8 protein-coding genes are annotated in these 10,731 nt (G+C 62.1%); 2 read left to right on the top strand and 6 right to left on the bottom strand.

The genetic code is table 11. The annotated features are described in order from the left end of the window. On the bottom strand, positions 1-665 hold a 665-nt coding region (locus BFW87_RS18640; protein WP_078741213.1), incomplete at its 3' end, for a TPM domain-containing protein. A gap of 18 nt (positions 666-683) precedes the next feature. Continuing rightward, on the bottom strand, positions 684-1,295 hold the full coding sequence (locus BFW87_RS18635) for a LemA family protein (protein ID WP_078741212.1): 612 nt from the start codon (positions 1,293-1,295) through the stop codon (positions 684-686). A 239-nt stretch (positions 1,296-1,534) separates the two neighbouring features. Here BFW87_RS18635 and bglX point away from each other — a divergent pair, with 239 nt between their 5' ends. Further along, positions 1,535-3,826, top strand: a complete 2,292-nt coding sequence (bglX, locus tag BFW87_RS18630) for a beta-glucosidase BglX (RefSeq protein WP_078741211.1) — start codon at positions 1,535-1,537, stop codon at positions 3,824-3,826. Positions 3,827-3,986: 160 nt separating this feature from the next. Then, on the top strand, positions 3,987-7,022 hold the full coding sequence (locus BFW87_RS18625; RefSeq protein WP_078741210.1) for an autotransporter domain-containing protein: 3,036 nt from the start codon (positions 3,987-3,989) through the stop codon (positions 7,020-7,022). 18 nt (positions 7,023-7,040) lie between these two features. On the opposite strand, the gene BFW87_RS18620 is transcribed toward BFW87_RS18625, so the two are convergent. From BFW87_RS18620 to BFW87_RS18605, 4 genes are all read right to left on the bottom strand, one after another. Then, positions 7,041-8,198, bottom strand: coding sequence for a phospholipase D-like domain-containing protein (locus tag BFW87_RS18620; RefSeq protein WP_078741209.1), 1,158 nt, complete (start codon positions 8,196-8,198; stop codon positions 7,041-7,043). 1 nt (position 8,199) lies between these two features. Continuing rightward, the gene (locus tag BFW87_RS18615) at positions 8,200-8,781 is read right to left on the bottom strand and encodes a YceI family protein (RefSeq protein WP_078741208.1); all 582 of its coding nucleotides are present in this window, start codon (positions 8,779-8,781) and stop codon (positions 8,200-8,202) included. Between the two features lie 91 nt (positions 8,782-8,872). Then, the gene (locus BFW87_RS18610; RefSeq protein ID WP_078741207.1) at positions 8,873-9,187 is read right to left on the bottom strand and encodes an amidase; all 315 of its coding nucleotides are present in this window, start codon (positions 9,185-9,187) and stop codon (positions 8,873-8,875) included. After that, entirely contained in the window at positions 9,184-10,272 is a 1,089-nt protein-coding gene (locus tag BFW87_RS18605) for a serine hydrolase domain-containing protein (RefSeq protein ID WP_078741206.1), read from the bottom strand. Before BFW87_RS18605 ends, BFW87_RS18610 begins: the two co-directional genes overlap by 4 nt. Between the last annotated feature and the right edge of the window lie 459 nt (positions 10,273-10,731).

Here is a 10,731-nt window from a genome sequence, read left to right as displayed (position 1 = left end):
CCTCCCCCGCCGCCGCCACGTCCGCTGCTGCTGCTGAGAATGGCCAGCAGGATAGCGCCAACCGGCAGGCCCAGGCGATTGCACAACCACAGTACGCCGATCAGCAGAATAAACAGGCCGATGGAAAACCCGGGATTATCCTTGGCAAAATTCGCATCCGCCACATGCGCCGGCACCGCCAGCGGCTCGCCGCCCACCACTTGCAGCATCGCCGCCACGCCATCGCTGATGCCCTGGCTGTAATGACCGGCCTTGAACTTGGGCGCGATCACCTGGTTGATGATCACCCACGACTGCGCATCCGTCAGCACGCCCTCCAGGCCATAGCCGACTTCGATGCGCAATTTGTGCTCATCGCGGGCGACGATCAACAGCGCGCCGTTGTCCTTGCCCTTCTGGCCGATGCCCCACTGGCGGCCCAATTGATAACCGAAGTCTTCAATCGGCACGCCTTGCAGGTCCGGCACCGTGACCACCACGACCTGATTGCCCGTGGTCTGCTCCAGCGCCTGCAATTGCTGGGTCAGTTGCTCGCGCACCGCCGGGTCGATCATCTGGGCCGTGTCGACCACCCGGCCGGTCAATGCCGGGAAGGTCAGCGCCGCCTGGGCCGCGCCCACACATGCCAGGAGCCACAGCGCCAGGCCTATCCGTAATAAACGCATCGACACCTCAATGAAGCCTTATTTGAACTTCACTTGCGGCGCTTTATCAGCATCGGCACTGGTGGCTTCAAACGTGGCGCGAATCGGCAAGTCGCTGTACATCACGCTGTGCCACAAACGGCCCGGGAACGTGCGGATTTCGGTGTTGTAGGCCTGCACCGCCTGGATAAAGTCGCGACGCGCGACGGCGATCCGGTTTTCGGTGCCTTCCAGCTGCGATTGCAGGGCCAGGAAGTTCTGGTTGGCCTTGAGGTCCGGGTAACGCTCGGATACCACCATCAAACGGCTGAGTGCACCGCTCAAACCGTCCTGGGCTTGCTGGAATTGCTTGAGCTTCTCGGGGTTGTCGAGGGTGCTGGCGTCGACCTGGATCGAGGTGGCCTTGGCCCGCGCTTCAATCACGGCGGTCAGCGTGTCTTGCTCATGGGCGGCATAGCCCTTGACCACTTCCACCAGGTTGGGGATCAGGTCGGCACGCCGTTGATACTGGTTCTGCACCTGGCCCCAGGCCGCCTTGGCCTGTTCGTCCAGCGTGGGGATGTTATTGATGCCGCAGCCGCTCAGCACCGTGCTGATCAGCAACAAAGCAGCCGCCTTGAAACCCCAGCGATATCCTTGAATTGTAGACATATGTTTCTCCGCGACCTTCCTGTGAAATTAGATAACCCTGTAAAACCTGCGCCTGGGGCATAATCCGCCACCACTGGCGTGCTTGCAGCCAATCAGCTAAAAGATGCCAGTCACGCACCAGAGTTCAGCTGTGTGCTGCATTTGTCTGACGTAACACCCGAACAACAACATATGTTCCAAACACTTTGGCCGAGCAGCGTGCCCTTTGTCGCTGCGCAGTACGCCACGAAAGGAAATTCATGAAGAAGCTGTGTTTGCTCGGCCTAGTGGCCACATTGGCCTGCCACCCCGTCTGGGCCGAAACAGCGCCCGCCGTACTCAAGGACAAGGACGCGTTCGTCAACGACCTGCTCAAGCAGATGACCCTCGATGAAAAGATAGGCCAATTACGCCTGATCAGCATCGGCCCCGAGATGCCGCGCGAGCTGATCCGCAAGGAAATCGCCGCCGGCCGCATCGGCGGCACGTTCAACTCTATCACCCGCCCGGAAAACCGTCCGATGCAGGACGCGGCCATGCGCAGCCGGTTGAAGATCCCGATGTTCTTCGCCTATGACGTGATCCACGGCCATCGCACGATTTTCCCGATCAGCCTGGCCCTGGCCTCCAGCTGGGACATGGACGCCATCGGCCGCTCCGGGCGCATTGCCGCCCAGGAAGCCGCCGCCGACAGCCTCGACATCACCTTTGCACCGATGGTCGACATCTCCCGCGACCCGCGCTGGGGCCGCACCTCCGAAGGTTTCGGCGAAGACACCTACCTGGTTTCGCGCATTGCCGAAGTCATGGTCAAGGCCTTCCAGGGCACCAGCCCCGCGAATGCCGACAGCATCATGGCCAGCGTCAAGCACTTCGCCTTGTATGGCGCGGTGGAAGGCGGTCGCGACTACAACGTGGTCGACATGAGCCCGGTCAAGATGTACCAGGACTACCTGCCGCCGTATCACGCGGCGATCAAGGCCGGTTCCGGCGGCGTGATGGTGGCGTTGAACTCGATCAACGGCGTACCGGCCACCGCCAATACCTGGCTGATGAACGACCTGCTGCGCCGCGACTGGGGCTTCAAGGGCCTGGCGGTCAGCGACCACGGTGCGATCTTCGAGCTGATCAAGCACGGCGTGGCCAAAGACGGGCGTGAAGCGGCGAAGCTGGCGATCAAGGCCGGCATCGACATGAGCATGAACGACACGCTCTACGGCAAGGAATTGCCGGGCTTGCTCAAATCCGGCGAGATCCAGCAAAGCGATATCGACAACGCCGTGCGTGAAGTGCTCGGCGCCAAGTACGACATGGGCCTGTTCAAGGACCCGTACCTGCGCATCGGCAAGGCCGAAGATGACCCGGCCGACACTTACGCCGAAAGCCGCCTGCACCGCGCCGATGCCCGCGATATTGCGCGCCGCAGCATGGTCTTGCTGAAAAACCAGAACGACACCCTGCCGCTGAAAAAATCCGCGACCATCGCCCTGGTCGGCCCGCTGGCCAAGGCGCCGATCGACATGATGGGCAGCTGGGCCGCCGCCGGCAAACCCGAGCAATCGGTGACCCTGCTCGACGGTTTGAACGCTGTGATCGGTGAAAAAGGCAAAGTGATCTATGCGCGTGGCGCCAACATCACCAACGACAAGCGGGTGGTGGACTACCTCAACTTCCTCAACTTCGATGCCCCGGAAGTGGTGGATGACACCCGCGCGCCGCAGGTGATGATCGATGAGGCCGTCAAGGCCGCCAAGGATGCCGACGTGATCGTGGCCGCCGTGGGCGAGTCCCGTGGTATGTCCCACGAGTCCTCCAGCCGCACCGACCTGAACATCCCGCAAAGCCAGCGCGACCTGATCAAGGCCCTCAAAGCCACCGGCAAACCGCTGGTGCTGGTGCTGATGAACGGCCGCCCGCTGTCGATTGTCGACGAGAACCAACAGGCTGACGCGATTCTGGAAACCTGGTTCGCCGGTACCGAAGGCGGTAATGCCATCGCCGACGTGCTGTTTGGTGACTACAACCCGTCGGGCAAGTTGCCGATCACGTTCCCACGCTCCGTGGGGCAAATTCCTACTTACTACAACCACCTGACCATTGGCCGGCCGTTCACGCCGGGCAAGCCGGGCAACTACACCTCGCAGTACTTCGATGACGTCACCGGGCCGCTGTTTCCGTTCGGTTATGGCTTGAGCTACACCACGTTCAGCCTGTCGGAGATGGCACTGTCGTCTACCACCCTGAACAAGACCGGCAAGCTCGACGCCAGTGTCACCGTGAAAAACACCGGCAAGGTCGATGGCGAAACCGTGGTGCAGCTGTATATCCAGGACGTGGCCGGCTCAATGATCCGCCCGATCAAGGAGCTGAAAAACTTCCAGAAAGTCATGCTCAAGGCCGGTGAGGAGCGCACGCTGCACTTCACCATCACCGAGGAAGACTTGAAGTTCTACAACACCCAGCTCAAGTACGCGGCAGAGCCGGGCGAGTTCAATGTGCAGATCGGGCTGGATTCCCAGGATGTGCAACAGCAGACGTTCGAGTTGTTGTAAGCCCCCGCAGCCCCTCTTTTTTGAAGAGGGGCTGCGGCCTCAACGGCCTCAGTAGCAAAAAGTCAGGTTTCCCTCCCCTCTCCAAGCCACGTCCTACATCCCTCCCCCCGCCCACTCGCACACCCTGTCACCCCGAAATCAATGTGCAGGTGAGTGGACCATGTCGCCCAGGGAAAACCCCCAACCGGCAGCCAAAAAGGCGCCTACCCAATCGACGTTCAGGCGAAACGCAATCGCACTGTGCATGCTCGGTGGCTTGCCGAACATACCCGTTGAAGCCGCAAGCTACAGCGAAAGAGGCCGGCTGCACGACGCCGCCAGTTGGCGCAGTGCCGAGTTCCAAAAAAGCTGGGGGCTGAGCGCGATCGGAGCGGATTACGCCTATGCCAGAGGCTTGAGCGGCGCAGGCGTGCAGGTGGGGATTTACGATTCCGGTACCGATTTACGCCATGGCGAGTTTGCCGGCAAAGCGCATTCCGGCGTGCGCCTGGCGGACCCCGGGTGTGTCAGCGAAACGGTGCTGTCCGGCGGCTGTTTTTTCAGCGAGGGCGATCGCTCCGAAGTCAATCTGCTTGACGCTCTGCCACCCGAAGCCTTGCCCGCCTTGGAGGAGGCCATTGCCAACGGTGATCTCACCCGGGAGCAGGTCGATGATTACCTGAAAAACATGGGGGCCCGGTACAGCCCCCATGGCACTTTCGTTGCCGCCACCGTACTTGCCAATCGCAATGGCGAGGGCTCCCATGGTGTGGCTTACGCGGCCAACACAAGCGTGGTGCGCAGGTTCAGCAATACTTACGAGGCAGGCCCCGGGGCCACCATCGACAGGGTCACCAATGCCACACCGGAGGCAGTCGAAGCCGCCTACGCCCAGTTGCACAAACAAAATGTGCGCGTGGTCAATCACAGTTGGGGCACCTCATCACCGCTTGCCGATGAAGCCGCGCTGGACGTGGCGTTAAGCCAAACCCATGGCCGTAACTATCAGGAACTCAACGCCATCGCCGACGGCGCGGTCAGATACGGCATGCTGCAAGTCTGGGCGGCGGGAAACACTCAAAAACCCAACGAAACACCGCAAACCGCACCGTTTCCCGAGATCCATGCCAGCCTGCCACGCGCCATCGCCGAGCTGGAACGCTACTGGTTGAGCGTGGTCAACGTGAACCAGGCGCTGGCCTTGAGCGAAGGCTCCTACCGCTGCGGCTTCACCAAAAACTGGTGCCTGGCCGCACCGGGAACGGATATCAGTTCAGCCTGGGTCACGGGCTCGATAGACACCCAGACCCACTATGACGAAGACGGTGAAGCCGATGGTTTTACGGTCACTGGCGACAACCCCGAATTTGGTGAGCTGACCGCCTCCGGCACCTCCATCGCCGCGCCCCACGTCACCGGTGGATTGGCCCTGCTGATGGAACGCTTCCCCTACCTCGACAACCCGCAAATCCGCGATGTATTGCTGACGACAGCCACCGACCTGGGTGAGCCCGGCGTTGATGACGTCTACGGCTGGGGCCTGATGGACCTGAAAAAAGCCATCGACGGGCCTGGCCAGTTGCGGGTCGACACTAACGTCAACATGGACCGCCCCGCCGGCGGTGCGAAAGTCTGGCAGGGCGGCGCCTGGGACGATTGGCGCAACGACATCAGCGGCCCAGGCCGTCTGGAAAAGTCGGGCATCGGCTGGCTGCGTTTGAGCGGCAACAACAGTTTTGCCGGGGCCACGCTCAAGGAAGGCATTCTGGAACTGGACGGCACCAATAACCTCAAGGGCGACGTCAATCTCGACGGCGGCATTTTGCGCCTGAACGGTTCATTGGCGGTCGAGGGCGACTACACACAAGTCGCTGGCTCAACCCTGATGACCGGGCTGGTTTCCCAAGGCGGCCCGGCGAAACTGCAGGTCAGCAACAACGCGTCCATCAACGGCGGCACGCTGTACCTGAGCGCGCAACCCAACAGCTTTCCCCTGGGCCAGCGCTACAGCATCCTTCAGGCCAAAGGCGCAGTAAGCGGCGATTTTTCCAGTATCGACAGCCGGGAGTTTTCGCCTTTCCTCAGCGCCTTCCAGGTCAGGCAAGGCAATGACTTGCTGGTGGAATTCGGTCGTGGCCGGTCACTGGTTTCGGCGGCAAACACCGCCAACCAACGCGCTGTCGCCAATGCCGCCGATAGGCAAACCCTGCCCACCCCGCTGCTGCAACGCCTGACCGCGCTATTCCCCGACCAGGCACCTTCGGCCCTGGACCAATTGAGCGGCGAACTGCATGCCAGCACTCAGGCAGCGCTGATCGAAAGCAGCCGCGCAGTGCGCCAGGTGGTACTCGGCCGGCAAGGCAATCGCGCCGCTCAGCCCGAAGCATTGAACAGCGGCGCCTGGGTGCAACTGCCCCGCCAATCCGGCCAGCTCGGAGGCGATGGCAACACCGCGCGCACGTCCTATACCGGCACTGGCCTGCTGGTCGGCTTTGATCACCGGCTGGAACAGGGCACACGCCTGGGTGTGATGGCCGGCAGCGGCAGCAGCGAGGTGAAGGCCGGGACGCGAGGCAAGGCAAGTATCGACAGCTATCAGTTGGGCCTGCACGCGGGCCACAACTGGGACGCTTTCGGTCTGTACGGCGGCATCGCCTACGCGCAGCATCAAGTCCAGACAAAACGCCGCGTCAGCTTCCCCGGCTTAGAGAATCGCCTGTCTGCCAGCTACGCCAGCCGCACCGTGCAGACGTTTGCCGAGGCCAACTACCTGTTCAGCCACGGCTTCTGGGATTGGCAGCCGTACCTGCAACTGGCCAACGTGCAACAGCGCAGCGACGGGTTCACCGAACGGGGCGGCATGGCGGCATTGCGTGGCAAAAGCTCGAAGGAGAGCGTAAACCTGACCACTGGCGGCGTACGTTTGAACATGGATTTGGGCAAGGCACAGATAGGCCCGTCATGGTTGAGCCTGCGCGGCGGCCTGGCCTACACCCATGCCAGCGGCGACCTGCAACCCTCCGCTCAGACGGCTTGGGATGGCGGGCATGTGATGGGTGTCAGCGGCGCACCGCTGGATCGCCTCAGCACCCGGCTGGAACTGGGCGCCACCGCCCGCCTGACACGCGACAGCGCACTGGATGTCGGCTTCAGCCAACAACGCGGTGAGCGCTCGCGGGACCAGAGCCTAACGGCACAGTACTCGTTGCAGTTTTAAACTGAAGGCGGGGGTGCCTTACCCCCGCCGATCCAACAAGTTGACCACCAACCGATCAATCCAGCCCCACACCCGCTGCTTCACACGCCGCCACAATGGCCGCGCCTTCCAGGCCTCAAGGCTCACGGCCTGACTCTGCACAAAGTCCCGCTCAAAACTGCCGGCCACGGCCAGCGTCAATTCAGGGTCCAACGCTTCCAGATTGGCCTCAAGGTTAAAGCGCAGATTCCAGTGGTCAAAATTGCACGAACCGACGCTGACCCAATCGTCCACCAGCACCATTTTCAAATGCAGAAAGCACGGCTGATATTCAAAAATCTGCACGCCAGCGCGCAGCAAGCGCGGGTAATAGCGGTGGCCGGCGTAGCGCACGGACGGGTGATCGGTGCGCGGCCCGGTCAACAGTAAACGCACGTCTACGCCGCGCCCGGCGGCACGGCGCAAAGCCCGGCGCACGCTCCAGGTCGGCAGGAAATACGGCGTGGCCAGCCAGATGCGTTGCTGGCTGCTGTTCAGTGCGCGGATCAACGATTGCAGAATATCGCGGTGCTGACGCGCATCGGCATAGGCCACACGGCCCAGGCCCGGCCCGGTCGCCGGCACCTTTGGCAAACGTGGCAAACCGAAATGCTTGGCAGGCTTCCACTCGCGGCGCGCAACGTTGGCGTGCCATTGGCGGTCGAACAGCGCTTGCCAGTCCAGCACCAGGGGGCCGCTGATTTGCACCATCACCTCATGCCAGTCGGCGGTGTCCTGGCCCGGCGTCCAGAACTCATCAGTGACGCCAGTACCGCCGACCACGGCGACGTGTTGGTCGATGAGCAACAGCTTGCGGTGATCGCGGTACAGGTTGCGCATCCAGCGCCGCCAACTGAGGCGATTGTAGAACCGCAGCTCCACGCCAGCATCCGTTAACCGCTTGCGCAACCCCAATGTAAACGCGAGGCTGCCGTAATCATCGAACAGGCAACGCACCCGTACGCCACGTTCGGCGGCAAGTACCAACGCCTGCACCATGGCTTCGGCGCAGGCCCCGGCCTCCACCAGGTACAGCTCCAGGTCGACTTGCTGCTCGGCGCGGGCGATGCCCACCAGCATCTGCGGAAAGAAACTCGGGCCGTCGATCAACAGCTCGAAGCGGTTGGCGCTGCGCCATGGGAACACTGCGCCGCTCATGTCAGCGCGCCGTAAAAATCAGCACCGCACCCACCGGCACCGACAAACTGATCGACGCCAGACCGGCCGCCTTGCGCAACGCGGCCACACCCCGCACAAGGTCGAAATCCTCGGCGTGCAGCACCACGGGCTCCAGGGTCACGACTTGAAAGCGACGGTCATCCAGCCGCGTGGCCAAGAGCTCGGCGCTGTAGGTCTGGGTTTTGCCATGCAGGGTGACGGACAAAGGCAGGCGCAATTCCAATTGTGCGCCCGGGGCCAAGTCGTTGATCGGTTGCAAGTTGATCTGGGCACCGATCAGCGCTTCGGGGAAAGTCTTGATCTCGAACAGGCCATTACGCATGCGCTCATCACGCAACGGGATGCCGCTGTTGATCGACTCCAGCTCCACTTCCAACTGCGCCGCGCCTTTGCTGTCGACCTTGCCGTGCAACACCAGGAAGCGATGGACTTCAGCGACCTCGGTGTTTTTGGTGGTGACGAAAGAGAGACGCGAGGATTCGTTATCCAGGTACCAGTCGGCATGGGCGGGTACGGCGGCGCACGTCACTAACGCGAAGGCCAGGGGTTTGACATTGAACATAGAGACTCATGGGGCAAAAAACCTGCTCGAACCTTAAGCGCAATGTCATGAACGGCGCAAATCCAATGTAGGAGCCTGCTTGTGTGGTGTGTCACGGGTTGAGGCGGCAGCCTTGACGGTCGCCTAACCAACGCGCCGTATGCGTACGACCCGACCCGCTCGCGGTCACTTCACTGCGCTCCGGGTGATCGCTGAAGGCGCTGGTCGGCACGTATTGCTTCACATACCCGCGGCAATACTCGGCCGGGTTGTTTTCCACATAGCGGCACGAGCAGTACTCCTTGGCGGTGTACGCCGCGATGATGTCCGGAAAGGCTTGCAGGTTGACGCGTTCGTGCCACACCCATCCAAGCAGGGCGAGCAACAGCAGCAGGAAGACGCTGGTAAACGGGCGACGACGGATCATGGTTGCACCGCCTCAAGCACGCGTTTGAGGAGTTCGTTGTGGCGGTAAGTGCCGTCGCGGTCGTCGCCGTAACGCACGATCACCAGGTGTTCGTCGGGCATCACGAACAGCGCCTGGCCCCAGTGGCCCAGGGCGGCGAAGGTGTCGGCGGGCGCGTCGGGCCACGGGCGGGCGGCACCCTGCACTTCGCGGTTGAGCCACCATTGGCCACCGGGTACGGCTTCGTCCTGGCCGGCTTTGTATTTATCGAAGGGCTGGCGGTTGAAGGCGACCCAGTCTTTGGGCAGCAACTGTTGATCACCCCAGCGCCCCTCCCGCGCCATCAACAGGCCGACGCGCGCCAGGTCGCGGGCGGTGAGGTAGGCGTAGGACGAGGCGACAAAGGTTTCGTCGGCGTCGGTTTCCCAGGTGGCGTTGTGAATGCCCAGTGGCTTGAACAGCGCATCCCACGGATAGCTCATGTAGGCCTTGTGGCCGAGCATGCCTTTGAGGGTGGCGGACAGAATGTTGCTGTCACCACTGGAGTAGCGGAAGGCCTGGCCGGGGGCGGCAGCGGCTTCGGTGTCGGCTGCGAACTCGGCCATATCCGCACGACCACGGGTATAGAGCATCGCCACCACTGAGGATTTCAGCGGGGCGTATTCGTAGTCTTCCTGCCAGTCGAGGCCGGAGGCCCAGTGCAGCAAGTCGGCCATGGTGATGTTGGGATGTTGTTTCATCGGCGGGTAGAAGCGCGCGGCGGGGTCGGTGAGTTTGAAGCGGTTTTCGCCGTAGGCCACGCCGAGCACGGTGGCCATCAGGCTTTTGCTGACGGACCAGGTCAGGTGCGGGGTGTTGGCGGTGTTGGGGGTGGCGTAGCGTTCGTAGATGACTTCGCCGTCGCGGATCACCAGCAGCGCGTCGGTGCGGATGCCTTGGCGGGTGGTGTCGTCACGCGTTGGGAATGCGTAGGCGTCCAGGGCGTCGACGGCGGGGCCTGTGAGTGCGGTGCCCTTGGCCCATTCTTTATCGGGCCAGGTTTCGGCGTGGGCGGTTAGGGTGACGGTGGCAAGCAGTAGGGCGATGTGCAGCAGGCCTCTTAGCATGGACGCTAACTCAATCAAGGGGGCATTCGTGCCCGCGAGGCTAGACGAGGGGGGTGACGGTTTTATTACGGGCCTGGGGCATATCCGTTATTTGGGGGATGGCTGATATTGGTTCCGCTCTTACAGCGGGTCACTTTGGAAAAGAGCCCCAAAGTAACCAAAGGGCTCTTGCCCCACCACTCGGCACCTCGCCTAGGCTCGGTGTGCCCTCACTCCGGCTTGAATCCGTGGGCCGCCGCGATGGGCCATCCTTGGCCCAGCGCGGCTAACCCGGCGTCCTGCCGGGTTACCCACGGATTCAAGCCTGCGTTCGGCCAGCGTGGTTTACGGGGCGCCTCAGATCAAAATCAAAATCTAAAGCACGGCGGCCTGAGAGCCGACCTGAGTGGTTGGATCAAAGCGCTGTTTTTGCTAGAGCAGACCGCGTTCCCCCAGACAAAATGGAGATCCAAATGTGGG

The organism is Pseudomonas fluorescens (genome assembly GCF_002022275.1).
GTDB lineage: Bacteria > Pseudomonadota > Gammaproteobacteria > Pseudomonadales > Pseudomonadaceae > Aquipseudomonas > Aquipseudomonas fluorescens_AJ.
This window is presented reverse-complemented; position numbering and strand designations above follow the sequence as displayed.

Bases quoted from the DNA above. Each gene is read 5' to 3' on its own strand.
- BFW87_RS18610 (WP_078741207.1), bottom strand. From the start codon at position 9,187: ATGATCCGTCGTCGCCCGTTTACCAGCGTCTTCCTGCTGCTGTTGCTC.
- BFW87_RS18635 (WP_078741212.1), bottom strand. From the start codon at position 1,295: ATGTCTACAATTCAAGGATATCGCTGGGGTTTCAAGGCGGCTGCTTTG.
- BFW87_RS18605 (WP_078741206.1), bottom strand. From the start codon at position 10,272: ATGCTAAGAGGCCTGCTGCACATCGCCCTACTGCTTGCCACCGTCACC.
- BFW87_RS18625 (WP_078741210.1), top strand. From the start codon at position 3,987: ATGTCGCCCAGGGAAAACCCCCAACCGGCAGCCAAAAAGGCGCCTACC.
- BFW87_RS18615 (WP_078741208.1), bottom strand. From the start codon at position 8,781: ATGTTCAATGTCAAACCCCTGGCCTTCGCGTTAGTGACGTGCGCCGCC.
- bglX (WP_078741211.1), top strand. From the start codon at position 1,535: ATGAAGAAGCTGTGTTTGCTCGGCCTAGTGGCCACATTGGCCTGCCAC.
- BFW87_RS18620 (WP_078741209.1), bottom strand. From the start codon at position 8,198: ATGAGCGGCGCAGTGTTCCCATGGCGCAGCGCCAACCGCTTCGAGCTG.